This window comes from Acidovorax sp. GW823-FHT05D11, assembly GCF_058795695.1.
Map to the genome: position 1 here is coordinate 5,059,849 of NZ_CM179502.1, position 23,962 is coordinate 5,083,810.

At 67.0% G+C, this 23,962-nt stretch carries 23 protein-coding genes; 9 read left to right on the plus strand and 14 right to left on the minus strand.

Annotated features, from left to right (window positions below; translation table 11 throughout):
* Nucleotides 1-15: 15 nt before the first annotated feature.
* The 12 genes from rpsH to AC3RCE_RS23370 all read right to left on the minus strand — a co-directional run bounded on the left by rpsH (nt 16) and on the right by AC3RCE_RS23370 (nt 9,991).
* Nucleotides 16-411: a 30S ribosomal protein S8 gene (gene rpsH, locus AC3RCE_RS23315; RefSeq protein ID WP_008906523.1), complete on the minus strand. Its 396-nt coding sequence runs from the start codon at nt 409-411 to the stop codon at nt 16-18.
* 20 nt (nt 412-431) lie between these two features.
* On the minus strand, nt 432-737 hold the full coding sequence (gene rpsN, locus AC3RCE_RS23320) for a 30S ribosomal protein S14 (RefSeq protein WP_007861712.1): 306 nt from the start codon (nt 735-737) through the stop codon (nt 432-434).
* Between the two features lie 8 nt (nt 738-745).
* Complete coding sequence (gene rplE, locus AC3RCE_RS23325; RefSeq protein ID WP_005793632.1) at nt 746-1,285, minus strand: 50S ribosomal protein L5; 540 nt, start codon at nt 1,283-1,285, stop codon at nt 746-748.
* Nucleotides 1,286-1,294: 9 nt separating this feature from the next.
* Nucleotides 1,295-1,615: a 50S ribosomal protein L24 gene (gene rplX / locus AC3RCE_RS23330; protein WP_184860255.1), complete on the minus strand. Its 321-nt coding sequence runs from the start codon at nt 1,613-1,615 to the stop codon at nt 1,295-1,297.
* A 9-nt stretch (nt 1,616-1,624) separates the two neighbouring features.
* Nucleotides 1,625-1,993 carry a 50S ribosomal protein L14 gene (gene rplN / locus AC3RCE_RS23335; protein ID WP_007861702.1) on the minus strand — a complete coding sequence of 123 codons (369 nt, stop codon included), beginning with the start codon at nt 1,991-1,993 and terminating at the stop codon, nt 1,625-1,627.
* Nucleotides 1,994-2,188: 195 nt separating this feature from the next.
* Complete coding sequence (locus AC3RCE_RS23340; RefSeq protein WP_492254060.1) at nt 2,189-3,781, minus strand: glycerol-3-phosphate dehydrogenase/oxidase; 1,593 nt, start codon at nt 3,779-3,781, stop codon at nt 2,189-2,191.
* A 188-nt stretch (nt 3,782-3,969) separates the two neighbouring features.
* The gene (locus AC3RCE_RS23345; protein WP_218296827.1) at nt 3,970-5,700 is read right to left on the minus strand and encodes an ABC transporter substrate-binding protein; all 1,731 of its coding nucleotides are present in this window, start codon (nt 5,698-5,700) and stop codon (nt 3,970-3,972) included.
* A gap of 114 nt (nt 5,701-5,814) precedes the next feature.
* Nucleotides 5,815-6,123 (minus strand): DUF2160 domain-containing protein, encoded by a 309-nt coding sequence (locus AC3RCE_RS23350; protein ID WP_218296826.1) that lies wholly within the window; start codon nt 6,121-6,123, stop codon nt 5,815-5,817.
* A 12-nt stretch (nt 6,124-6,135) separates the two neighbouring features.
* Entirely contained in the window at nt 6,136-6,948 is an 813-nt protein-coding gene (locus tag AC3RCE_RS23355; RefSeq protein ID WP_218296825.1) for a carbohydrate ABC transporter permease, read from the minus strand.
* On the minus strand, nt 6,941-7,837 hold the full coding sequence (locus AC3RCE_RS23360) for a carbohydrate ABC transporter permease (RefSeq protein WP_218296824.1): 897 nt from the start codon (nt 7,835-7,837) through the stop codon (nt 6,941-6,943). Before AC3RCE_RS23360 ends, AC3RCE_RS23355 begins: the two co-directional genes overlap by 8 nt.
* Complete coding sequence (locus tag AC3RCE_RS23365) at nt 7,834-8,910, minus strand: ABC transporter ATP-binding protein (protein WP_492245055.1); 1,077 nt, start codon at nt 8,908-8,910, stop codon at nt 7,834-7,836. The genes AC3RCE_RS23360 and AC3RCE_RS23365 overlap by 4 nt, the downstream gene beginning before the upstream one ends.
* Nucleotide 8,911: 1 nt before the next feature.
* Entirely contained in the window at nt 8,912-9,991 is a 1,080-nt protein-coding gene (locus tag AC3RCE_RS23370) for an ABC transporter ATP-binding protein (RefSeq protein ID WP_218296822.1), read from the minus strand.
* Between the two features lie 190 nt (nt 9,992-10,181).
* Between AC3RCE_RS23370 and AC3RCE_RS23375 the strand changes: the two genes are divergently transcribed.
* Entirely contained in the window at nt 10,182-10,946 is a 765-nt protein-coding gene (locus AC3RCE_RS23375) for a DeoR/GlpR family DNA-binding transcription regulator (RefSeq protein WP_492254061.1), read from the plus strand.
* A 159-nt stretch (nt 10,947-11,105) separates the two neighbouring features.
* Nucleotides 11,106-12,599, plus strand: a complete 1,494-nt coding sequence (gene glpK / locus AC3RCE_RS23380; protein ID WP_492254062.1) for a glycerol kinase GlpK — start codon at nt 11,106-11,108, stop codon at nt 12,597-12,599.
* 15 nt (nt 12,600-12,614) lie between these two features.
* Here glpK and AC3RCE_RS23385 read toward each other — a convergent pair whose 3' ends face one another.
* On the minus strand, nt 12,615-13,334 hold the full coding sequence (locus AC3RCE_RS23385) for a GntR family transcriptional regulator (RefSeq protein ID WP_492254063.1): 720 nt from the start codon (nt 13,332-13,334) through the stop codon (nt 12,615-12,617).
* Between the two features lie 93 nt (nt 13,335-13,427).
* On the opposite strand from AC3RCE_RS23385, the gene AC3RCE_RS23390 reads away from it, so the two are divergent.
* From AC3RCE_RS23390 to proC, 4 genes are all read left to right on the plus strand, one after another.
* Nucleotides 13,428-15,125, plus strand: a complete 1,698-nt coding sequence (locus AC3RCE_RS23390; protein WP_492254064.1) for a thiamine pyrophosphate-binding protein — start codon at nt 13,428-13,430, stop codon at nt 15,123-15,125.
* A gap of 72 nt (nt 15,126-15,197) precedes the next feature.
* Nucleotides 15,198-16,175: a Bug family tripartite tricarboxylate transporter substrate binding protein gene (locus AC3RCE_RS23395; RefSeq protein ID WP_218296817.1), complete on the plus strand. Its 978-nt coding sequence runs from the start codon at nt 15,198-15,200 to the stop codon at nt 16,173-16,175.
* 17 nt (nt 16,176-16,192) lie between these two features.
* Complete coding sequence (locus AC3RCE_RS23400) at nt 16,193-17,017, plus strand: VOC family protein (RefSeq protein WP_492254065.1); 825 nt, start codon at nt 16,193-16,195, stop codon at nt 17,015-17,017.
* Between the two features lie 34 nt (nt 17,018-17,051).
* Complete coding sequence (gene proC, locus AC3RCE_RS23405; RefSeq protein WP_218296815.1) at nt 17,052-17,888, plus strand: pyrroline-5-carboxylate reductase; 837 nt, start codon at nt 17,052-17,054, stop codon at nt 17,886-17,888.
* Nucleotides 17,889-17,982: 94 nt separating this feature from the next.
* Here the strand turns inward: proC and ubiA are convergent, their stop codons facing one another.
* A complete protein-coding gene (gene ubiA, locus AC3RCE_RS23410) occupies nt 17,983-18,870 on the minus strand; it encodes a 4-hydroxybenzoate octaprenyltransferase (RefSeq protein ID WP_492254066.1) in 888 nt (295 codons plus the stop codon).
* 129 nt (nt 18,871-18,999) lie between these two features.
* Between ubiA and AC3RCE_RS23415 the strand changes: the two genes are divergently transcribed.
* Genes AC3RCE_RS23415 through AC3RCE_RS23425 form a run of 3 tightly spaced genes read left to right on the plus strand, consistent with a single transcriptional unit; the run spans nt 19,000 to nt 23,914 of the window.
* Entirely contained in the window at nt 19,000-22,452 is a 3,453-nt protein-coding gene (locus tag AC3RCE_RS23415; RefSeq protein ID WP_492254067.1) for a response regulator, read from the plus strand.
* A gap of 14 nt (nt 22,453-22,466) precedes the next feature.
* A complete protein-coding gene (locus tag AC3RCE_RS23420; protein WP_218296812.1) occupies nt 22,467-23,306 on the plus strand; it encodes a CheR family methyltransferase in 840 nt (279 codons plus the stop codon).
* The gene (locus AC3RCE_RS23425; protein ID WP_370627856.1) at nt 23,303-23,914 is read left to right on the plus strand and encodes a chemotaxis protein CheB; all 612 of its coding nucleotides are present in this window, start codon (nt 23,303-23,305) and stop codon (nt 23,912-23,914) included. The genes AC3RCE_RS23420 and AC3RCE_RS23425 overlap by 4 nt, the downstream gene beginning before the upstream one ends.
* Nucleotides 23,915-23,962: the final 48 nt, after the last annotated feature.

Here is a 23,962-nt window from a genome sequence, read left to right on the forward strand (position 1 = left end):
CCTCAATGCCGCGGGTTAGGCCACGTAGCAGAGCACTTCGCCACCGACACCGGTAGCGCGCGCCTTGCGATCGGTCATCACGCCCTTGGGCGTCGTGACAATTGCCACACCCAGACCGTTCATGACTTGTGGAATGGAATCACGGCCTTTGTAGACACGCAGTCCGGGGCGGCTGACGCGCTCGATGCGCTCAATCACGGGACGGCCTGCGTAGTACTTCAGGGCAATTTCGAGTTCCGACTTGCCAGCTTCGGTTTTCACCTGGAAGCCGTCGATATAACCTTCGTCCTTCAGCACCTGGGCGATGGCAATCTTCACTTTGGAAGAAGGCACCAGAACCGTGGCCTTGGCGACCATCTGTGCATTACGGATGCGGGTCAGCAAGTCAGCGATGGGATCACTCATGCTCATGTTTAATCTCTCCTGCCTGCTTACCAGCTGGCCTTGGTGACACCAGGGATGTCGCCTGCAAAAGCCAGTTCACGGATCTTGGCGCGAGCCAGACCGAATTGACGGAAGGTGCCGCGAGGACGACCGGTGATTTCGCAACGGTTGCGCTGACGCGTCGGGTTGGCATTGCGGGGGAGCTTTTGCAGGCCCAGGCGGGCTGCATCGCGCTCTTCGTCGCTGCGCTTGGCATCGCCAGCGATTGCCTTCAGTTCCGCATACTTGGTTGCGTACTTGGCTGCCAGTTTTTCGCGCTTCAGTTCGCGCTGGATCAAAGCTACTTTAGCCATGCTTCGCCTCAGTTCTTGAACGGGAAACGGAAACCAGCGAGGAGAGCCTTGGCTTCTTCGTCCGACTTGGCCGTCGTGGTGATGCTGATATTGAGACCGCGCAAGGCATCCACCTTGTCGTACTCGATTTCAGGGAAAATGATCTGTTCCTTGACGCCGATGTTGTAGTTGCCGCGGCCGTCGAAAGCGCGGCCGGAGATACCACGGAAGTCACGAACGCGGGGCAGAGCCACGGTCACGAAACGGTCCAGGAACTCATACATCTGCACGCCGCGCAGCGTGACCATGCAACCGATGGCCTGGCCTTCGCGGATCTTGAAACCGGCGATAGCCTTCTTGGCCTTGGTCACCACGGGCTTCTGACCAGCAATCTTGGTCAGGTCGGCCACGGCGTTGTCCATCACCTTCTTGTCCGAGACTGCCTCGCTCACGCCCATGTTCAGGGTGATCTTGGTCAGACGGGGAACCTGCATCGGCGAGGTGTAACCGAACTGCTTGGTCAGTTCGGGAGCGATCTTGTCGCGGTAAATTTCTTGGAGTCGTGCCATGTTTACCCCTTAGGCCGCCTTGATTTCAGCGCCGCTGGACTTGAACACGCGAACGCGCGTGCCGTCAGCCTGCACCTTGATGCCCACGCGATCAGCCTTGCCGGTCGCGGCATTGAAGATGGCCACATTGGACTGGTGAATGGGCATGGCCTTTTCAACAATGCCGCCCGTCGTACCCTTCATGGGGTTTGGCTTGGCGTGCTTCTTGACGAGGTTGATGCCGTCGATGACGAGGTGGGAGTCATCCTTGCGCAGCGACACCGTGCCACGCTTGCCCTTGTCACGGCCGGTCAGCACGATGACTTCGTCGCCCTTGCGAATCTTGTTCATGGCGCGTCCTTAGAGAACTTCAGGAGCCAGGGACACGATCTTCATGAACTTCTCGGTACGCAATTCACGCGTCACGGGTCCAAAGATGCGGGTGCCGATAGGCTCCAACTTTGCGTTCAGCAACACTGCAGCGTTGCCATCGAATTTGACGAGCGAACCGTCGCCACGGCGAATACCCTTCGCCGTGCGAACGACCACCGCACTGTAAACCTCGCCTTTTTTGACGCGGCCACGTGGAGCGGCTTCTTTGATGCTCACCTTGATGATGTCGCCAACGCTTGCATAGCGACGCTTGGAACCACCCAGCACCTTGATGCAAAGGACGGACTTAGCGCCGGTATTGTCGGCAACCTCTAACCGAGATTCTGTCTGGATCATTTCAATATTCCCAACTTGCACCAGAAGACAACAGCCCCAGAGAACTTCTCAAGGGCTGCGGATCAGCCAGTCAGTCTTGGGCCCGTCGTCCGCACCGCAAACCATTTGCAGCACTTCCCGCTGGGCAGAAACTTCACGTAGGAAACGCGAAGCCCTCGATTATTGCAAAGGACTTCCAGGAAGTCAAGCGCCGCATCAGCCAGGGGCGTGCAGATACTGTTGCGCCAGCGCCAGAAAGTCGCCGAGACGAGGGTCCGAACCCAGTTCCTCCTGCAGGAGGTCAGCGACGGCGGGCGCCAGTTCAATGGCCTTGCGGGCATCGAGGAACAGCAGCCTGCAGCGGCGCGCCAGCACATCTTCCACCGTGCGGGCGTATTCATGCCGCGCCGCGAACCGCACCATCGCCTCCGTCAGGCCGCCGCCCAGATCCGTCTGTGCACCCGGCATTTCCTGAACGGCCGCCGCTTCGCTGCCATAGGAGTGCAGCCCCTGTGCATCGCTGATGCGGTGCCGCACAGGCCCCGGGGGCGTTCCCACCAGGGGCAAATGATTGGTCACGCCCGCGGGTTTTTCGGGCAGCAGGCCCGTGGTGAAGCATTTTTGCAACACATCTTCAGCCATGGCGCGGTAGGTGGTCCATTTGCCACCGGTCACGGTGATCAGGCCGCTGCGGCTGGCCAGGACGGTGTGCTCGCGGCTGATTTTCTTGGTGTTGTCGCCATCGTCGTCCTGCGGCTTCACCAAGGGACGCAGGCCCACCCAGATGCTGCGGATGTCCCCGATCTTGGGGGCGCGGGTGAGGTAGCGCGCCGATTCTTCCAGGATGAACTGGACTTCCTCGTGGAAAGGCTCCGGCTCCCGCACGATGTCCTGGCGCGGGCTGTCCGTCGTCCCCAGAATGAGCTTGCCCAGCCAGGGCACTGCAAACAGGACCCGGCCATCGGCCGTCTTGGGCACCATGAGGGCATGGTCGGAGGGAAGGAACTCGCGATCCACCACGATGTGCACGCCCTGGCTTGGCGCCACGATCGGCTTGACGGGGCGGCCAATGGCCTCGCCGTCCATCTGGCGCAGGGCATCCACCCACACGCCGGTGGCATTCACCACGGTGCGGGCGCGAACAGTGAACTGCTGGCCGCTGTCGGCGTCCTCGCAGACAAGGCCCGCCACCTTTCCCGCCTCATGGACCAGGGCCCGCGCAGGACAGTAGTTGACCACCAGGGCGCCCAGACCCGCCGCCGTCCGCGCCAGCGCCAGGGCCAGCCGGGCATCGTCGAACTGCCCGTCCCAGTACTTGACCCCTCCCTTGAGCCCCTCGGTCCGGGCCGTGGGCAGGCATTCCAGGGTGCGCGCACGGCCCAGGAACTGGGTGGCACCCAGTCCGGCTTTTCCGGCCAAGGCGTCGTACATCATGAGCCCGATGCCATAAAAGGGCGTCTCCCAGAAACGGTACGAGGGCATCACGAAAGGCAGGGGCTGGGCCAGATGCGGCGCGTTGTTCAGCAAGGTTGTGCGCTCGTGCAACGCCTCGCGCACCAGCGCGATGTTGCCCTGAGCCAGGTAGCGGACACCGCCATGCACCAGCTTGGTGGCGCGGGACGAGGTCCCCTTGGCGAAGTCGTGCGAGTCCACCAGGACCACGCTGAAACCGCGCGCGGCCGCATCCACAGCGACTCCCAGCCCCGTCGCCCCGCCACCAATCACGGCAAGGTCGTAGTGGTGCGGCTGGGCCAGACGGGCCAGCAGGTCGGCGCGTCGCGTAGGAAGGGGGGCAGTGGCGATGGTCATGGGGTGATTGTCCATGGGCGGAACAAAAATTAAGGGTTTACCCTTGAATTCTTGGCACTTCCGGGATGAGAAACCGCCCAAGGGGAAGGAACTCCGGGGGGCGGCATGGAGTAAAAAAGGCAGCCAGAGACCTTGTGAGCCCTGGCTGCCGGTGGCATCAGTCGTCAAGAAGCGACCGCTTCAGGGTCTCAACGTGCCTTGCCGTCCTTCCAAGCCTGCAGCAGCGTGCCGTACGCAATCGTCTGGCCCTTCGGCTTCTCATTGGCCAGCTTGGCCCAAGGCGCCTGCTTGTCGCTCAGCCACTTGGCGTTGTCGCTCTTCGGATTGAGCTTGGGGGCGCAATGCGCCATGCCGGCACGTTCCAGACGGGCCATCACCTGGTCCATTTCGTCGGCCAGCGTGTCCATGGCGCCCTGGGGCGTCTTCTCACCCGTGACCGCCTGCGCCACATTCTTCCACCACAGCTGTGCCAGCTTGGGGTAGTCAGGCACGTTGGTACCGGTGGGCGACCATGCCACGCGGGCGGGACTGCGATAAAACTCGACCAGACCGCCCAGCTTGGGCGCCATGTCGGTCATGGCCTTGGACTGGATGTCGCTCTCGCGGATCGGGGTCAGGCCCACGATGGTCTTCTTGAGCGACGTGGTCTTGGCCGTCACGAACTGGGCGTAGAGCCAGGCGGCGGCGGTCTTGTTGGCGTCGTGGTCCTTGAAGAAGGTCCAGCTGCCCACGTCCTGGTAGCCGTTCTGCATGCCCTGCTTCCAGTACGGGCCGTTCGGGCCGGGGGCCATGCGCCACTTGGGCGTGCCGTCGGCATTCACCACAGGCAGGCCGGGCTTGGTCATGTCGGCCGTGAAGGCGGTGTACCAGAAGATCTGCTGGGCGATCTGGCCCTGGGCGGGCACGGGGCCGGCTTCGCCGAAGGTCATGCCCGTGGCTTCCTTGGGCGCGTACTTCTTCATCCAGTCCACGTACTTGGTCAGCGCGTAGACCGCCGCAGGCGAGTTGGTAGCGCCGCCACGGGCCACCGAGGCGCCCACGGGCGTGCACTTGTCGTCGGCCACGCGGATGCCCCACTCGTCGATCGGCAGGCCGTTGGGCGCGCCAATGTCCGCCGTACCCGCCATGGACAGCCATGCATCCGTGAAGCGCCAGCCCAGCGAAGGGTCCTTCTTGCCGTAGTCCATGTGGCCATAGATGGGCTTGCCGTCGATGTTCTTCACGTCGTTGGTGAAGAACTCGGCGATGTCCTCATAGGCGCTCCAATTGAGCGGCACGCCCAGGTCGTAGCCGTACTTGGCCTTGAACTTGTCCTTGATGTCCTTGCGGTCGAACAGGTCGGCGCGGAACCAGTACAGGTTGGCGAACTGCTGGTCGGGCAGCTGGTACATCTTTCCGTCCGGGCCGGTCGTGAACTTGGTACCGATGTAGTCCTTGAGGTCGATGCCGGGGTTGGTGAATTCCTTGCCCGCACCGCCCATGTAGTCGGTCAGGCTCATGATCTTGCCGTAGCGGTAGTGCGTACCGATCAGGTCCGAATCCGAGATCCAGCCGTCATAGATCGACTTGCCGGACTGCATGGAGGTCTGCAGCTTCTCGACCACGTCGCCTTCCTGGATCAGGTCGTGCTTGACCTTGATGCCCGTGATTTCCTCGAACGCCTTGGCCAGCGTCTTGGATTCGTATTCGTGGGTGGTGATGGTTTCAGACACCACCGAGATTTCCTTCACGCCCTTGGCCTGCAGCTTCTTGGCCGCATCGATGAACCACTTCATCTCGGCCATCTGCTGGTCCTTGCTCAGCGTGGAAGGCTGGAACTCGCTGTCAATCCACTTCTTGGCTTCCGCCTCGCCCGCCATGGCGGCCTGGCCCGTCATGACCGCAACTGCCAATGCCAGCGCTGTGTACCGCGTCTTCATAGTGCCTGTCTCCTCATAGTCATCTCCCCTTTTGGATGCAAGGGTCGCCCGGCTCCGGGGAAGGGTTGAGCCGCGCGACGGGAACCAACGGAATGAAAGCTGCCTGCGAACGCGCTACCCCTTGCGCAGGATCAGCGCCAGCAGCGCCATCGACAGCACGAAGCTGATCCAGATCGAAGGATCGCCCTGAAGGCTGAACCACTGGGCCAGCTTGCCGCTGATGCCCACAAAAATCAGATTCACGTAGGCCGCTGACAACAGCCCAATAAACAGCCGATCACCGCGCGTCGTCTCCAGCGGCAAAAAACCCTTGCGCATCGTCGTGGGCGACTTGATCTCCCACACCGTCATGCCAATCAGCATCAGTACGATGCAAATGAAGAACACCGCCACGGGCAGCGTCCAAGCCATCCACTCAAACATGGCGATATCTCCTCAAACCCGGCCCATCGCGAAACCCTTCGCGATGTAGTGCCGAACAAACCAGATCACGATGGCACCCGGCACGATGGTCAGCACGCCGGCGGCGGCCAGCGTGGCCCAGTCCATGCCGCTCGCGCTCACCGTGCGCGTCATGGTGGCCACGATGGGCTTGGCATTCACGCTGGTCAGCGTGCGCGCCAGCAGCAACTCCACCCAGCTGAACATGAAACAGAAGAACGCCGCCACGCCCACGCCGGCCTTGATCAGCGGCAGGAAGATCGTCATGAAAAACCGCGGAAAGCTGTAGCCATCGATATAGGCCGTCTCGTCGATCTCGCGCGGAATGCCGCTCATGAAGCCTTCCAGGATCCACACCGCCAGCGGCACGTTGAACAAGAGGTGCGCCAGCGCCACGGCAATGTGCGTGTCCATCAGCCCCACGGTGGTGTAGAGCTGGAAGAACGGCAGCAAAAACACGGCCGGCGGCGTCATGCGGTTGGTCAGCAGCCAGAAGAACACATGCTTGTCGCCCAGGAACTGGTAGCGCGAGAACGCATAGGCCGCCGGCAGCGCCACGGTCAGCGATATCGCCGTGTTGATGGCCACGTAGATCAGGCTGTTGATGTAACCCGAGTACCAGGACTCGTCGGTGAAGATGGTCTTGTAGTTGTCCCACGTGAAGTTCTGGGGAAAGAACGAGAACGTCGAGAGGATCTCCGCGTTGGTCTTGAAGCTCATGTTGACCATCCAGTAGATGGGCAGCACGGCGAAGACCAGGTAGGCGATCAGGAACACCGACCGCTTGTGGAAGCGTTTTTCATTCATGGCCGGCCCCTTCGTTGCTGGCGGTGCCCACGCGCTGCATCCAGTTGTAGAGGATGAAGCACAGCAGCAGGATGATGAAGAAATAAATCAGCGAGAACGCTGCGGCGGGACCCAGGTCGAACTGGCCCACGGCCTTGGTCGTCAGGTACTGGCTCAGGAAGGTGGTGGCATTGCCCGGCCCGCCACCCGTGAGCACGAAGGGCTCGGTGTAGATCATGAAGCTGTCCATGAAGCGCAGCAGCACCGCGATCATGAGCACGCCACGCATCTTGGGCAGCTGGATGTAGCGGAACACCGCGAACTTGCTGGCGCCGTCGATGCGGGCGGCCTGGTAGTACGCATCAGGAATGGAGCGCAGGCCGGCGAAGGCGAGCAGCGCCACCAGCGGCGTCCAGTGCCACACGTCCATCAGCAGCACCGTGAGCCACGCATGCGCGGCGTTGCCGGTGTAGCTGTACTCGATGCCCGCCTCCTGCAGCAGGCGCCCCATGAGGCCGATATCCGCGCGGCCATAGATCTGCCAGATGGTGCCTACCACGTTCCAGGGAATCAGCAGCGACAGCGCCACCACTACCAGCACGGCGGACGACTTCCACCCCTGCGCGGGCATGGACAGCGCGAGCAGGATGCCCAACGGGATCTCCACCGCCAGCACGGCCAGCGAGAACGTGATCTGGCGCCACAGCGCGGCGTGCAGCTCCTCGTCGCGCATCACGGCGGCGAACCACTCGGTGCCCACGAACACGCGCCGCTCGGGCGAGATGATGTCCTGCACGGAGTAATTGACCACCGTCATCAACGGAAGGATGGCCGAGAAAGCCACGCAGATGATGACCGGAAGGATCAGGAACCAGGCCTTCTGGTTCACGGGCTTGGTGGTGGTGCTCATGCCAGCAGCTCCTCGTTTTGATAGAAGCACGTGTGCTCACCGAGCACCTGCAGCCAGACGGCATCCCCCGCGGAAGGCAGCCGTGCTTCCGGGCTGAAGCGCGCCTTGAGCGTGTGCTCACCCACCTTGGCGGTCAGCATCAGGTAGGTACCGATGTCCTGCACCTGCACCACCGTGCAGGGCAACGCACCGGCTTGGCCGGGCTCGGCCAGGGCCAGGTACTCGGGCCGCACGCCCACCTGCAACATACCTTCGGGCAGGGCGCGGTCCACCGGCGCGGCCAGGCGGTGGCCCGCCACCGACAACGCGGCTCCATCGCGCTGGGCGGGCAGGAAGTTCATGCCGGGCGAGCCGATGAAGTGGCCCACAAACACGTGTGCGGGCCGCTCGAACAGCGCGTCGGCCGAGCCCACCTGCACCGCCTTGCCGCGCGTCATCACCACCACCTGATCGGCAAAGGTCAGTGCCTCGACCTGGTCGTGCGTCACATAGATCAGCGTGAGCTTGAGTTCGTGGTGGATCTGCTTGAGCTTGCGCCGCAGCTGCCACTTGAGGTGCGGGTCGATCACCGTGAGCGGCTCGTCGAACAGCACGGCCGCCACATCGGCGCGCACCAGGCCACGGCCCAGCGATATCTTCTGCTTGGCATCGGCCGCGAGGCCGGCCGCGCGCTGGTTGAGCTGCCCGCTCATCTCCAGCATCTCGGCGATCACGCCCACGCGCTGCCTGATCTGGTCTTCGGGCACCTTGCGGTTGCGCAGCGGGAAGGCCAGGTTCTCGGCCACCGTCATGGTGTCGTAGATCACGGGGAACTGGAACACCTGCGCAATGTTGCGCTCCTGCGGGCTGGCGCGCGTCACGTCGCGGCCATCGAACAGCACCTTGCCGTGCGAGGGCACGAGCAGGCCCGACATGATGTTGAGCATGGTGGTCTTGCCACAGCCCGAGGGGCCGAGCAGCGCATAGGCACCGCCGTCCTCGAACTCCATCTTGAGCGGCAGCAGCGCGTAATCGCTGTCCTGCTGCGGGTTGGGCTTGTAGGAATGCGCCAGATCCAGACTAATGCGCGCCATTTCAGCGCCCTCCCTGGCGCGCGGGCGCCCATGCCAGCCGGCCGTCAGCGCCAAACACATAGGCCTGCGCCGGGTCCAGATGCAGCGTGAGGGGCGTGCCCAGTTCGAAGTAATGCACCCCCGTCAGCTGGGCGACCAGGTCACCCCAGGGCGTCGTGGCGTGCACGAAAGTGTCGGACCCGGAAATCTCGGCCAGCTCCACCACGCCCCCCACGCTGATGTCATCAGGGCGGGCATGTACGCGCAGCGCGCTGGCGCGCACGCCCACGGTGAGCCCCGCGGCCGTGGCCACACCCTGCGGCAGCGGCACGGCCAGCTCCACGCCGCCCTCCAGGCGCACGCCACGCGGGGTTGCCGATGCGGCGATCAGGTTCATGGGCGGGTCGCTGAAGGCACGCGCCACGCGCAGCGAGTTGGGCGCATGGAACACCTCCGCCGTCGGGCCGTACTGCAGCAGCTGCCCCTCGTCCAGCACGGCGGTGTAGCCGCCCAGCAGCAGGGCCTCGCCCGGCTCGGTGGTCGCATAGACCACCGTGGACTGGCCGGCGGCAAACAGCTGCGTCAGTTCTTCACGCAGCTCTTCGCGCAGCTTGTAGTCCAGGTTCACCAGGGGTTCGTCCAGCAGCATCAGGGGCGCACCCTTGGCCAGGGCGCGGGCCAGCGCCACGCGCTGCTGTTGCCCGCCCGACAGCTCGGCAGGATAGCGGTCCAGGAACATGTCGATGTGCAGGCGGCTGGCGATCTCGCGCACCCGGGCGTCGATGTTCTTTTCGCCGCGCAGCTTGAGCGGCGACGCAATGTTGGCCGCCACCTTCATCGAGGGGTAGTTGATGAACTGCTGGTACACCATGGCCACGTTGCGGTCGCGCACGGGCATGCCGGTCACATCCACGCCATCGACCGTCACGCGGCCCGCGGTCGGCGTGTCCAGCCCGGCCATGATGCGCATGAGGCTGGTCTTGCCTGCCTGCGTGGCGCCCAGCAGCACCGTCACGGCGCCGCTGTGCAGCGCCAGGCTCATGTCATGGAGCCAGGTCTGCGGACCAACCTTCTTGCTGATGCTGTCCAGTGCCAGCTGCATCACGCAACCTTTCTAATGGGCCCCTGAGGGCCGGGTGGATCTGGCTCCCTGCCGCGCACGCAGCAAAACGCCTCGTTTTCGATTGCGTTCATTTTTGTTCTTTTTTGATCGTATTGAATCAAGGTTTACCCTTAACAGGTTCCTTTTTGTTCGATTTAAAGTATCTCCAATCCTCAGACCATTGATTCGCGTGAATACGAACCCCCGACAACTGCTGCTTCTCGAAGAAGTCCGCGCGCGCAAGTCCGCCACGGTCGAACAACTGGCCGACACGCTGGGCGTGACGCTGCAGACCGTGCGCCGCGATGTGCAGCGCCTGGCCGAGTCCGGCCTGCTCACGCGCTTCCATGGCGGCGTGCGCGTGCCCAGCTCCACGGTGGAGAACCTGGCCCACACCCAGCGCGAGACGCTGCATGCCGAAGGCAAGGCACGCATTGCGCGCGCCGTGGCCGAACAGGTGCCCAACGACTGCTCGCTGATCCTGAACATCGGCACGACCACGGAAGCCATCGCCAAGGCGCTGCTGCACCACCGCGGCCTGCGCGTGATCACCAACAACCTGAACGTGGCTGCCATCCTGAGCGGCAACCCCGAGTGCGAGGTCATCGTGGCCGGCGGCGTGGTGCGCGCGCGCGACCGCGGCATCGTGGGCGAGGCGGCGGTGGATTTCATCCGCCAGTTCAAGGTGGACATCGCGCTCATCGGCATCTCGGGCGTCGAGCCCGACGGCTCGCTGCGCGACTTCGACTACCGCGAGGTGAAGGTGGCGCAAACCATCATTGAGCAGTCGCGCGAGGTCTGGCTGGCGGCCGACCACAGCAAGTTCAACCGCCCGGCCATGGTGCAGCTGGCCACGCTGCAGCAGATCGACCGCCTGTTCACCGATGCGCCACCGCCCGAGCCCTTTCCCGTATTGCTCCAGGACGCCGAGGTCATCTGCATGGTCGCTGCATGACAGAAGGCCCCCCGAGTCGCCTGCGGCGCCTTCCCCCGGTGGTGGACGACGCCCTCGCTGCGGGGCGGCCCTTGCTCGGCGTCCGCTGGCCTGGGCCGCGCGCTGATCGACCGCCGTGGACACTACGTGGATTCATACATTTCGGAGCCCCTCGTCACCATGACCTACCTGCTCGCCCTCGACCAAGGCACCTCCAGCTCCCGCAGCATCGTTTTTGACGAAGGCGGCCACATCGTGGCGCAGGCGCAGCTGGAGCTGCCGCAGATCTACCCACAGCCCGGCTGGGTCGAGCATGACCCGCTGGAGATCTGGCGCACCCAGCTGGCCACGGCACGCGATGCGCTTGCCAAGGCGGGCATAGCGGCGAGCGCCGTGCGCGCGGTGGGCATCACCAACCAGCGCGAGACCACGGTGCTGTGGAACCGCAGGACCGGCCAGCCCGTGCACCACGCCATCGTTTGGCAGGACCGGCGTGCCGAACCCGCCTGCGCACAGCTGCGCGAACAAGGCCACGCAGCCACCATCCAGGCCAAGACCGGGCTGCTGGTGGACGCCTACTTCTCGGGCACCAAGCTGCAGTGGCTGCTGGACCATGTCCCCGGTGCGCGCGAAGCCGCCGAGCGCGGCGACCTGGCCTTTGGCACGGTGGACAGCTGGCTGATGTGGAAACTCACCCATGGCCAGGTGCATGTGACGGACGTGAGCAACGCCTCGCGCACCATGCTCTTCAATGTGCACACCAACCAGTGGGACGACGAGCTGCTGGCGCTGCTGCGCATTCCCAGGGCGCTGATGCCCGCAGTGCTGCCGTCGAGCGCCCACTTTGGCGACATCGCCCCCGACCTGCTGGGCCACTCCATCCGCATCGGCGGCGTGGCGGGCGACCAGCAAAGCGCGCTGTTCGGCCAGGCCTGCTTCACGGCCGGCATGGCCAAGAACACCTACGGCACCGGCTGCTTCATGCTGATGCACACGGGCGGCGTGTTCCAGACCAGCCAGAACGGCCTGCTCACCACCAGCGCGGCGCAGGCAGGCACGGCGCCCGAATACGCCATGGAGGGCAGTGTCTTCGTGGGCGGCGCCGTGGTGCAGTGGCTGCGCGACGGCCTGCGCGCCATCTCCACTAGCAACGAGGTCGAGTCGCTGGCGCAGAGCGTGCCCGACTCGGGCGGCGTGATGATGGTGCCCGCCTTCACGGGCCTGGGCGCCCCGTATTGGAAGCCCGATTCGCGCGGCACCATCACGGGCCTCACGCGCGGCACCACGCTGGGCCACATCGCCCGCGCAGCGCTGGAAAGCATCGCCTACCAGAGCGCCGCCCTGCTCCTGGCCATGAGCCGCGATGCCGTGGCCGCCGGCGGCGCACCGGTCAGCGAGCTGCGCGTGGACGGCGGCGCCTGCATCAACGACCTGCTGATGCAGTTCCAGGCCGACCTGCTGGGCATCCCCGTGGTGCGCCCGGCCGTCATCGAAACCACGGCCCTCGGTGCGGCCTACCTGGCGGGGCTGTCGAGCGGCGTGTACCGCAGCACGGACGAACTCTCGCAGCTGTGGCGCGCCGACCGCCGCTTCGTGCCCACGCTGGGCAGCGCGCGCGCGCAGGAGCTGATGGCGAACTGGGAACACGCCGTGCGGCAGACCACGGCCGCATAGGCAGGCTCACCGCCTTCAGGCCGCGGGCGGCATGGCCCCGGGCGGCTGCGCCTGCTCCTGCGGCAGGTAGATGCGCGCCAGCCCCCGCGTGATCGCGTCCACGATCTGGTCGCGCCGCAATGCGATGTGCGCGGACAGCAGACGCTCGCTCAGGGCCGGGTCCCGCGCGCGCAGGGCTTGCAGGATGTCCTGGTGCTCATGCTGGGTGGAATCGCGCCCGACGTTTTCCATGTCAATCCAGCGGATGAACCGGATGCGTTCATTGAGGCTCAGCAGCATTCGCCGCAATTCGGAATTGCCCGCCATGTCCGCGATGCGCATGTGAAAGCCCTCGTCCAGCTCCACCAGCCGCTGCACCGCAGCCGCGGCGGGAACGCGCCGGCTCTCCTCCAGGTAGGAACAGGCCTCTTCCACCTCGGCGTCCGTTGCCCGCTCGATCGCCAGCCGCATGCATTCGCGCTCGATCGCCACGCGCGCTTCATACAGGTCCAGCGTTTCCTGCACGTCGAGCGGGCGGCGCATGTAGCCCCGCGTGGCCGGCTGCAGGAACCCTTCCGTCACCAGCCGCCCCAGGGCCTCGCGCACGGGCGTGCGGCTCACGCCCAGGCGCTCGGCCAGCTCGATTTCGCTCAGGCGCTCTCCGGGCTTGAACTGGTAGGCAATCGCCATGTGCCGCAGCGTGTTGTAGACGCTGGAACCTCTCTCGCGGCGAATTTTGGCTATGGGAGCTGTCATGAGGGTGTATTGTGCACGCGCTCTTTCAGAATTCATTTAGGTATACTTAAATGAATTCTCGCGAATCACCCAACCCGACGAAGGCCCTCCGACATGACGACCCCTTTCAATGGCGCCGATGCGATGGTGCGCATGCTGCAGCACAACGGCGTGAAGCACATCTTCGGCCTGTGCGGCGACACCAGCCTGCCGTTCTATGACGCCCTGGCGCGCCTGGACCACGGCATCGACCACATCCTTACCCGCGACGAGCGCAGCGCCGGCTACATGGCCGACGCCTACGCCCGCGTGACCGGCAAGGTGGGTGTGTGCGAGGGCCCCAGCGGCGGGGGCGCCACCTACCTGCTGCCCGGGCTGGTGGAGGCCAACGAGTCCTCCGTGGCGGTGCTGGGCATCACCTCGGATGTGTCGGTGGGCGCGCGCGGCAAATTCCCGCTGACCGAACTCGACCAGCAGGCGCTCTACCGCCCCCTGACCAAATGGAACACCACCATCGACCGGGTGGACCAGATTCCGCATGCCGTGCGCAGTGCTTTCCGTGCCATGACCACGGGCCGCCCCGGCGCGGCCCACATCTGCCTGCCCTACGACGTGCAAAAACATGCCATCGACCCCTCGGAGGTTTGGGCGCAGCCAGGGCATGGCGAGTTTCCCGCCCACCGCTCGGCACCCGACCCCGCGGCGGTGGACGAGGCCGCCGACCGCCTCGTGGCGGCTACGTCGCCCGTGCTCATCTGCGGCGGCGGCGTGGTGATCGCTGGCGCCAGCGCGGCGCTCGACGCCCTGGCCACGCTGCTCAACGCGCCGGTCTGCACCAGCGTGAGCGGCCAGGGCAGCCTGGCCGACACGCACCCGCTGAACGCGGGCGTGGTCGGCACCAATGGCGGGATCGATGCCACCCGCGCCGTGGTGGCGCAGGCCGACCTCGTCCTGTTCATCGGCGCGCGCGCGGGCTCCACCACCACCGAGCACTGGCAGATGCCGTCCCGCAAGGTCACCATCCTGCACCTTGACGTGGATGCGATGACCATCGGCACCAACTACCGCACCGACGTGGCGCTGGTCGGGGATGCGCTGCTCGGCCTGCAGGCGCTGCACGCCGCGGTGCAGGCGCGCATCGGGCGCCGCCCCGCCCACGCGGCCGATGGCGGGGCGCTGGCCGGCGAGGCACGCGCCCGCAAGCAGGCCTTCTTCGCACCGCTGGCGGCATCGCTGGACCGCCCCATCAAGCCCGAGCGCGTGGTGGACGTGCTCAACCGGCTGCTGCCGCCCCGCGCCATCGTGGTGGCCGACCCCGGCACGCCCTGCCCCTACTTCACCGCCTACTTCAACGCACCGCAATCAGGGCGCCACTTCATCACCAACCGGGCGCACGGCGCGCTCGGTTTCGCCATGTCGGCCGGCGTGGGCGCGGCGTTCGGGCAGCCGGACTCGGTGGTGGTTTCCGTCATGGGCGACGGCAGCTTCGGCTTCACCTGCGGGGAGCTGGAGACCATCGTGCGCCGCAACGTGCCCCTGAAGATGATCGTGTTCTCCAATGCGGTCTATGGCTGGATCAAGGCCAGCCAGAAAACCGGCTACGACGGGCGCTACTTCTCCGTGGACTTCAACCGCACCCACCATGCGCGCGTGGCCGAGGCCTTCGGCGTGAAGGCCTGGCAGGTGGAGGACCCCGCCGACCTCGAGGGCGCCATCAGGGCGGCCCTCCTGCACGACGGCCCGGCGCTGGTCGACGTGGTCTCGCAGGAACTACAGGACACGGCCGTGCCCGTGAGCCAGTGGATGGGCTGAGGCCCGCCCCCCGGCATGTCCGCGGGCGCCAGCCTTGGCGCCCGCCGCTGATTCACTTGAAGAGGAGTTTCCATGACCCGCACCGCGTCCCGCCGCCAGATCCTGTCGGCCGCCCTTGCATCCGCCCTGGGGCTGGGCGGCCCCGCGCTGGCCAGCAACGATGCCAACCTCAAGCTGGTGATCACCTTTCCACCGGGGGGCAGCACCGACATCGCGGCGCGCATCCTGCAGCCCCGCCTGGCCGAGAAGGCGGGCCGCCCGGTGGTCGTGGAGAACCGGCCCGGCGCGGCCAGCCAGATCGCCACGCAGTACGTGGCCAAGTCGGCCCCGGACGGCAACACCGTGCTGGTGAGCTTCGACACCCACGCCATCAACCCCATCGCCAAGCCCCGGCTGCCCTACGACACCTTCAAGGATTTCGCGGGCGTCTCGCTGGCGCTGCGGTTTCCGCTGGTGATCGGCGCCGCCGCCTCCGTGCCGGCCAAGGACCTGCGCGGCTTTCTCGACCTGGCCGCCAAGGCGCCCGGCAAATACAGCTACGCATCCACCGGCCTCGGCTCGATGAACCACCTGGTAATGGAGGACATCAAGCGCCGCTCCGGCACCTTCGTGCTGCATGTGCCCTTTGGCGGCGGCGGCCCCGCCGTCCAGGCGGTGCTGGGCGACGTGGCCAGCCTGACCTTGCTCAGCTATGCGGCGCTGCGCGGCCAGATCGCCGCGGGCAAGATCAAGCCGCTGGCCGTGACGGGCGCCCGGCGCCTGCCCGAACTGCCCGACGTGCCCACCGTGGCCGAATCGGGATTCCCCGGCTTCGAGGCCTATTCCTGGATCGGGCTGTTCGTGCCCGCCGCGACACCGGCCGCCACGGTGCACCAGCTGACCGAGGACTTCCAGGCCACCCTGCAGACGCCCGACATCAAGGCCAGGCTCACGCAGGCGGGCTTTGAAGTCGTCGCCAGCGACGGGCCGGGCCTGGAGCGCCACGTGCGCGAGGAATACGAGCGCTGGGGCAAATTCGTGCGCGAAACCCGGCTGAAGCTGGACGAATGACCATGGAGCCCCACGCCATGCCCTTCGCCCTGGACCACATCGTCATCGCCGTGGCCGACCTGCAAGCCGCCATCGCCGACTATCGCGCCCTGGGCCTGCAGGTGCTTCCCGGCGGGCAGCACCCGGGGCGCACCTCGCACAACGCCCTGGTGGTGTTTGCGGACGGCGCCTACCTGGAACTCATCGCATGGCGGGCCCCGGCCCCCGAAGAGCGCTGGTACCGCACGCTGCGCGACCATGGCGAGGGCCTGGTGGACTTCGCGCTGCGTGCGCCGGACACCGTGCAGGCGCTGGCGGACGCACGCGCGCGCGGGCTCGGCACCCTGACCGGCCCGGTCGACGGCGGCCGGCTGCGGCCCGACGGCGCGCAGCTTCGCTGGCAGACCGCGCGCCACGCCACGCCGGACGTTCCCTTCCTGTGCGGCGACATCACCCCCCGGGCCCTGCGCGTGCCCGAAGGCGCCGCCCGGGTCCACCCCAACGGCGCAGAGGGCGCTGCGGCGCTGACGGTGGCCGTGCACGACCTGGATGCCACCCTGGCGCGCTACCAGGCCCTGCTGGGCGCGCAGGCGCAGGCCGCCACCCTGGCCAGCGCAGGCGGAATCCGCACCGCGCGGCTCCCGCTGGGCAGCACGCTGCTGTGGCTGCAGAGCCCCGAGCGCGCGGCCAGCGCCCCCGGCGCGGCAGAACCGCCCGCCGCCCAGGCGCTGCGCGAGCGGCTGGCCTCGCGCGGCGAAGGGCCCTGCGCGCTGGTCCTTCGCCGCCGCGCTGACACGCTCCCGCCCGGCACCGCGGCCACCCACGGCGTCGCGCTCCAATGGCTGGCCGCCGAGATTCCCTAAACTGCCAGCTTTTGATTCCCTCCGCCTGCCCGACATGAACACCACCGCCGCTCCCACCTCCCTGCCCGTCATCGCCTTCATCGGCGGTGGCAACATGGCCAGCGCCATCATTGGCGGGCTGATCCACCAGGGCCACCCCGCCCGCGACATCGAAGTGGTCGAGCCCTGGCCCGAAGCGCGCGAGGCGCTGCGCAAGAACTACGGGATCGAGGCCCAGCCCGAAGCCGGCCCCGCCCTGCAGCGCGCCCGCATCGTGGTCTGGGCCGTCAAGCCCCAGACCTTCAAGGACGCGGCCGCCCAGGCCCGGGCCCACACGCAGGACGCGCTGCACCTGAGCGTGGCCGCCGGCATCCGCTCGGACAGCATCGCCCAATGGCTGGGCACCGAACGCATCGTGCGCACCATGCCCAACACGCCGGCGCTGGTGGGCAAGGGCATGAGCGCGCTGTATGCCCGCCCCGCCGTGGACGCGGCCGCCCGCGTGCAGGTCGAGTCCATCATGGCGTCCACCGGGGAATTCCTGTGGGTGGAAAGCGAAAAGCAGCTCGACGCGGTCACGGCGCTGTCGGGTTCGGGCCCGGCGTATGTCTTTTACTTCCTGGAAGCCATGACCCGCGCGGGCGTCGGCATGGGGCTGTCGCAGCAGCAGGCGCACCAGCTGGCCGTGGGCACGTTCGTGGGCGCATCGGAGCTGGCGCGCCGCTCCGACGAGCCGCCCGCCGTGCTGCGCCAGCGCGTCACCTCCAAAGGCGGCACCACCTACGCGGCGCTGCAGTCCATGGAGGCCGCGGGCATGGGCGCGAGCTTCGAGGCCGCCATGCGCGCCGCCGAGCAGCGGGCGCTTGAACTGGGCGATGAATTCGGCGGCTAAGCCCCGAGGCGCTGCCCTGGCCGGGGCCATGCCGTCCGCGGCCAGCGGGTACCGCGCAGCCCCGTGACAAGCGGAGACACCGTCTGCAAACGGGTCAATGGGCCGCCAGCTGGCGCAGCAGATAGCTGCCGGCGATCCCCGCGAACACCGTGGCGCCGAGCCAGTGGTTGACCCGGAAGGCCTTGAAGCACCCCTCGCGGGTGCGGTGGCGGATCAGGCGCCAATGCCACAGCACCTGCGCGAGCGCCCCGGCGATTGCTATGCAAAACATAGCACCTAGCGCATGCCGATAAAGCGCTACAGCCCAAATGGACAGGAAGAGCAGATAGAACGCCACGATGGCCGCCACGTCCAGGCGGCCCAGCGTGATGGCCGAGGTCTTGATGCCGATCCGCAGGTCGTCGTCGCGGTCCACCATGGCGTATTCGGTGTCGTAGGCCAGCACCCAGAACAGGTTGCCCAGCCACATCCACCAGGCCACGGCAGGCACCGCGCCCTGCACCGCGGCGAACGCGATCACGATGCCGAAATTGAACGCGATGCCCAGCACCGCCTGCGGCATGGAGATCACGCGCTTGGAGAACGGGTAGGCGATGGCCACCAGCAGCGCGGGCACCGACCAGGCGATGGCCGCGGCGTTGGTGGTGAGCACCAGGCCGAACGCCAGCAGCGCCAGCACCGCGCCCAGGGCCAGGGCTTCCTTCACGCCCACGGCGCCCGTGGTGACCGGGCGCTGCGCCGTGCGCTTGACATGCCTGTCGAAGTCGCGGTCGGCCACGTCGTTCACGCAGCAGCCCGCGCTGCGCATGAGGATGGTGCCCAGCACGAACACCGCCAGCAGGTGCCAGCCCGGAAACCCTTCCGCTGCGATCCACAGCGCGCTGAGCGTGGGCCACAGGCATACCAGCCAGCCGGCGGGGCGGTCCCAGCGGATGAGGTCAAGGTACAGGGCGAAGCGGCTGCGCAAAGATACGGACGGCATGCGGGCTGAGCGGAAAAGGACGGTGGAAACCCGCCGGACACGCGGGCGCACCGAATGTAGCAGGGAGGGTACGGGCAGCCCGAAGAACCGGTAAAGTCTCCCGTTCCCTTCCACTACGGACCAGCCCGCATGCCCCGATCATCGAGCCCCCAGGCCGCCACGCGCTTTGCCATCCCCCGCACGCTGCTGGCGGGTTTCGTGGTGGCGGCCCTGGCCACGCTGGTCATCGCTCTGGTCAATTTCCGCGCCTCCGAACTGCGCGCCGACGCGGTCGATGCGATGGACCGGACCACCCTGGCGATGCGCCAGCTCAATCTGCTGAGTTCGGCCCTCAAGGACGCGGAGACGGGCCAGCGGGGCTACCTGCTGACGGGCGAAGCCCCCTACCTGCAGCCCTACCAGCTCGCGCTCACCGCGGTGGAGCGGCAGATGTCCGCCCTGAAGGCCAGCACGGCGGACAACCCCGTGCAGCGGCGGCTGGTGGTGCAGATCGATGACCTGGCCCAGCAAAAGCTGCGCGAGCTGAACGAAACCATCGAGCTGCGCAAGGCCGGCAATGCCGACGGCGCGATGGCGCTCGTGCGCACCGATGCCGGCAAGAACCTCATGGACCGCGTGCGCGACCTGGCCGCCGACCTGTTCACGCTGCAAAGCCAGCAGCTGGAAGCCCGCCGCCAGCAGTGGGTGGATGCCGCCACGGCCTCCGCCTACTACTCGTGGGGCGGCTCGCTGGTGCTGCTGGTGCTGATCTGCGTCTCCGCCGCGCTGACCGCGCGCGAATACCGCGCCAAGGCCCTGCAGTCCTGGGTGGCGGCGGGCCTCACCGGCCTGGGCCAGCGCATCCAGGGCGACCACCGGCTCGAGGACATCGGCGAGCTGGCCCTGGAATACCTGGCCACCTACCTCAAGGCCTCCGTCGGCGCGGGCTATGCGGCCAATGGCCACGGCAGCTTCGCGCTGTTTGGCGGCTATGCCCTGCCGCGCGAACGCCTGGAGCAGAAGCTCCTCGCGGGCGAGGGCCTCGTCGGGCAGGCCGTGCGCTCGCGCCAGCTGCTGCATGTGCGCGATGTGCCGCCGGGCCACCTGCAGGTCGCCTCGGGCACCGGGCAGTCCGGCCCGGCCGAGCTGCTGGTGGCGCCCGCAGTGGAAAACGGCGAAGTCTTCGCCGTGATCGAGCTGGGCTTCTACCGGCCGGTGGGCGAGGCCGAGCGCGACCTGATGGAGCGCGCCTCGGAGATGCTGGCCGTGGCCATCCGCTCGGGCATCGACCGCACGCGCCTTGAATCCCTGCTGGAAGAAACCCAGCGCCAGTCCGAGGAGCTGCAGATGCAGCAGGAAGAGCTGCGGGTCAACAACGAGGAGCTGGAGCAGCAAAGCCGCGTGCTGCAGGAATCGCAGGCGCAGATGGAAGTGCAGCAGACCGAGCTGGAGCAGACCAATGCGCACCTGGAAGAGCAGACCCAGCAGCTCGAGCACCAGCGCGAACAGCTCCTGCGCGCCCAGAGCGCGCTGACCGACAAGGCCCGCGAGCTGGAACTGTCGAGCCAGTACAAGAGCGAATTCCTGGCCAACATGAGCCATGAGCTGCGCACGCCCCTCAACTCCACGCTGATCCTGGCCAAGCTGCTGTCGGACAACAAGCCCGGCAACCTCAGCAGCGACCAGGTGAAGTACGCGCAGACCATCTACGCGGCCGGCAACGACCTGCTGGCGCTCATCAATGACATCCTGGATCTGTCCAAGATCGAGGCGGGCCAGGCCACCGTGGCCGTGGAGCCGGTTTCCATCGCACGGGCCGTGCAGGCACTGGTGGACCCGCTGCGCCCGCTGGCCCAGGAAAGGGGCCTGGCGCTCAACGCCACCGTGGCCCCGGACGTGCCCGCGACCATGGACACCGACCCCCTGCGCCTGGGACAGGTGCTCAAGAACCTGCTGTCGAATGCGATCAAGTTCACCGAGCAGGGCTCGGTGGCGCTGCACGTGTCCCGCAACCCCGGCGACACGCTGTCGTTCGTGGTCAAAGACACCGGCATCGGCATTCCCGCGCACCAGCAGGAACTGATCTTCGAAGCCTTCCGCCAGGCCGATGGCAGCACCCACCGCAAGTACGGCGGCACGGGCCTGGGCCTGTCGATCTCACGCGACCTGGCGCAGCTGCTGGGCGGGCACATCACCGTGGAAAGCACGCCCGGCCAGGGCAGCGTGTTCACACTGGTCCTGCCCCTGCAGCTGGAAGCGGCCATGCCGGTGGCGCCCCTCCTGCCCGCGAGCGTGCGCGCGGAGTCCGCCCCGCCCGCCGATGCGCCCGCGCGGCTGCCTGCCGCGGCGCCGCAGGACGCCCCGCCCCCTCCGGGCACCCACGCGGGCCCGGCGCCACTGCCGCGCGCCGGTGCGCGCAGCATTCTCATCATCGAGGACGACGAACGCTTTGCGCACATCCTGCGCGACCTGGCCCAGGAAATGGGCTTCGAGTGCGCCGTGGCCCTGAACGCCGCCGACGGCATGCTGGCCGCCACGCAGAGCCTGCCCAGCGCCATCGTGCTGGACGTGAACCTGCCGGACTTCTCGGGACTGGGCGTGCTCGACCAGCTCAAGCGCAACCCGGCCACGCGCCACATTCCCGTGCACGTGGTGTCGGTGGCCGACTATTCGCAGGAAGCCATGGGCCGGGGCGCCGTGGGCTACGCGCTCAAGCCGGTCAAGCGCGAGGAACTGGTGCATGCGCTGGAGCGCCTGGAGGCCAAGTTCACCCAGAACATGCACCGCGTGCTGGTGGTCGAAGACGACGAGCGCCAGCGGGAAAGCGTGCGCCACCTGCTCAGCCGCGATGGCGTGGAGATCGTCTGCGCCGGCACCGCCGCCGCCGCCCTCGAACACCTGCGCGGCGCGACCTTCGACTGCATGGTGATGGACCTGAACCTGCCCGACCTGAACGGCTACGAGCTGCTGCAGCAGATGACCGAGCAGGACGGCGTGTCGTTCCCGCCCGTCATCGTGTACACCGGCAGGGCGCTGTCGCGCGACGAGGAACAGCTGCTGCGGCGCTTCTCCAAGTCCATCATCATCAAGGACGCCCGCTCGCCCGAGCGGCTGCTGGACGAAGTCACGCTGTTCCTGCACCAGGTGGAGTCCGAGCTGTCCGCCGAACACCGCCAGATGCTGCAGGTGGCCCGCAACCGGGACACGGCCCTGGAAGGGCGCACCGTGCTCGTGGTGGAGGACGACGTGCGCAACGTGTTCGCGCTCTCCAGCATCCTCGAGCCCTCGGGCATCCGCGTGGAGATCGCCCGCAACGGCCGCGAAGCGCTGGACGCCCTGGCCCGCGCCGACAGCGGCGCAAGCGCCCATGCCATCGACCTCGTGCTCATGGACATCATGATGCCGGAGATGGACGGCTACACCGCCATGCGCGAGATTCGCGCCCGCCCGGAATGGCGGCGCCTGCCCATCATCGCGCTCACCGCCAAGGCCATGAAGGACGACCAGGAAAAATGCCTGGCGGCCGGGGCCAACGACTACATCGCCAAGCCGCTCGACGTGGAAAAGCTGCTGTCGCTGGTGCGGGTCTGGATGCCCAAGTAACCCGGCAGCGCACCATGCCCCACCGCAAGAAGGCACGCACGGCGGACATCGAGCAGCGCCTGCTGATCGATGCGATCTACCACCGCTACCACTACGATTTCAGGGGCTATGCGCAGGCGTCCCTCAAGCGGCGATTGAACACGGCCCTGCTGCAGTTCCAGTGCCAGACGCTGTCGCAGCTGCAGGACCGCGTGCTGCACGAGCCCGCGGTGTTCCCGGCACTGCTCGAGTACCTCACGGTGCAGGTCAGCGACATGTTCCGCGACCCAAGCTACTTCCTGTCGCTGCGCAACGAGGTGGTGCCCCTGCTGCGCACCTACCCGTCGCTCAAGGTCTGGGTGGCGGGCTGCAGCGCGGGCGAAGAGGTGTATTCGCTGGCCATCCTGCTGCACGAGGAAGGCCTGCTCGAGCGCACGCTGATCTACGCCACCGACATCAACCCCCATGCGCTGCATGCCGCCGAGGCCGGCGTGTTCGACGTGGCCCGTGTCGCGTCCTTCACCGAGAACCATGCCCGCTCGGGCGCGCGCAGCTCCCTGTCGGACTACTACTCGGCCCACTACGGGCGGGCGGTGTTCGACAAGTCGCTCAAGGAGCACATGGTGTTCTCGGACCACAGCCTGGCCACCGACAGCGTGTTCGCCGAGATGCACCTGGTCTCCTGCCGCAACGTGCTCATCTACTTCGAGCGCGAACTGCAGGACCGGGCGCTGGGGCTGTTCCGCGATGCGCTGTGCCACCGGGGCTTCCTGGGCCTGGGCTCCAAGGAGTCGCTGCGGTTCTCCGGCCAGGCGGATGCCTTTGACGACCTCGTGCCCGAGGACCGCATCTACCGCAAGAAGGCGGGCCTGTGACGCGGCCACGACACCCGCCAGCCGAGCCCCTGGAGGGCTACGACGCCATCGTGGTGGGCGGGTCCTCCGGCGGCATCGATGCGCTCATGCAGGTGCTGCCCGCGCTGCCCGCCAGCCTGCGCGCCGCGGTGCTGATCGTGCTGCACCTGCCCCGCGACCGGCGCAGCCTGCTGGCGGAGATCTTCCGGCAACGCTGCGCGCTCCCCCTGCACGAAGCGCAGGACAAGCAGTCCATCGCCCCGGGCACGGTGTACTTCGCGCCGCCGGACTACCACCTGCTGGTGGATGCGGGGCCGGGCATCGCGCTGTCCGTGGACGCGCCCGTGCATTTCTCGCGCCCCTCGATCGACGTGCTCTTCGAATCCGCGGCCGACCAGTATGGCGGCCGCCTGGTGGGCATCCTGCTCTCGGGCGCCAACGAGGACGGGGCCCACGGCCTGCGGTCCATCCGCGCCGCGGGCGGGCTGGCCATCGTCCAGGAACCCGCCAGCGCGGCCATGCCCACCATGCCGCAGGCCGCGCTGGCCTGCACCGAGGCCCACCACGTCCTGCCCCCCAAAGGCATTGCCGATCTGCTCGCAGACCTGCACCGCCAGCGCCTGCTGTGATGCACCGCGCCCTTACCCACCCCGACGCCCACATCCTCTCCCCGCACG

Coding starts and splice junctions, on each gene's coding strand:
- rpsH (WP_008906523.1), bottom strand. CDS start 411: ATGAGCATGAGTGATCCCATCGCTGACTTGCTGACCCGCATCCGTAAT.
- AC3RCE_RS23350 (WP_218296826.1), bottom strand. CDS start 6,123: ATGTTTGAGTGGATGGCTTGGACGCTGCCCGTGGCGGTGTTCTTCATT.
- AC3RCE_RS23400 (WP_492254065.1), top strand. CDS start 16,193: ATGCCCTTCGCCCTGGACCACATCGTCATCGCCGTGGCCGACCTGCAA.
- proC (WP_218296815.1), top strand. CDS start 17,052: ATGAACACCACCGCCGCTCCCACCTCCCTGCCCGTCATCGCCTTCATC.
- AC3RCE_RS23390 (WP_492254064.1), top strand. CDS start 13,428: ATGACGACCCCTTTCAATGGCGCCGATGCGATGGTGCGCATGCTGCAG.
- ubiA (WP_492254066.1), bottom strand. CDS start 18,870: ATGCCGTCCGTATCTTTGCGCAGCCGCTTCGCCCTGTACCTTGACCTC.
- rplE (WP_005793632.1), bottom strand. CDS start 1,285: ATGGCACGACTCCAAGAAATTTACCGCGACAAGATCGCTCCCGAACTG.
- AC3RCE_RS23345 (WP_218296827.1), bottom strand. CDS start 5,700: ATGAAGACGCGGTACACAGCGCTGGCATTGGCAGTTGCGGTCATGACG.
- AC3RCE_RS23415 (WP_492254067.1), top strand. CDS start 19,000: ATGCCCCGATCATCGAGCCCCCAGGCCGCCACGCGCTTTGCCATCCCC.
- AC3RCE_RS23340 (WP_492254060.1), bottom strand. CDS start 3,781: ATGACCATCGCCACTGCCCCCCTTCCTACGCGACGCGCCGACCTGCTG.
- rplX (WP_184860255.1), bottom strand. CDS start 1,615: ATGAACAAGATTCGCAAGGGCGACGAAGTCATCGTGCTGACCGGCCGT.
- AC3RCE_RS23395 (WP_218296817.1), top strand. CDS start 15,198: ATGACCCGCACCGCGTCCCGCCGCCAGATCCTGTCGGCCGCCCTTGCA.
- rplN (WP_007861702.1), bottom strand. CDS start 1,993: ATGATCCAGACAGAATCTCGGTTAGAGGTTGCCGACAATACCGGCGCT.
- AC3RCE_RS23365 (WP_492245055.1), bottom strand. CDS start 8,910: ATGGCGCGCATTAGTCTGGATCTGGCGCATTCCTACAAGCCCAACCCG.
- AC3RCE_RS23360 (WP_218296824.1), bottom strand. CDS start 7,837: ATGAGCACCACCACCAAGCCCGTGAACCAGAAGGCCTGGTTCCTGATC.
- AC3RCE_RS23420 (WP_218296812.1), top strand. CDS start 22,467: ATGCCCCACCGCAAGAAGGCACGCACGGCGGACATCGAGCAGCGCCTG.
- AC3RCE_RS23385 (WP_492254063.1), bottom strand. CDS start 13,334: ATGACAGCTCCCATAGCCAAAATTCGCCGCGAGAGAGGTTCCAGCGTC.
- glpK (WP_492254062.1), top strand. CDS start 11,106: ATGACCTACCTGCTCGCCCTCGACCAAGGCACCTCCAGCTCCCGCAGC.
- AC3RCE_RS23370 (WP_218296822.1), bottom strand. CDS start 9,991: ATGCAGCTGGCACTGGACAGCATCAGCAAGAAGGTTGGTCCGCAGACC.
- AC3RCE_RS23355 (WP_218296825.1), bottom strand. CDS start 6,948: ATGAATGAAAAACGCTTCCACAAGCGGTCGGTGTTCCTGATCGCCTAC.
- rpsN (WP_007861712.1), bottom strand. CDS start 737: ATGGCTAAAGTAGCTTTGATCCAGCGCGAACTGAAGCGCGAAAAACTG.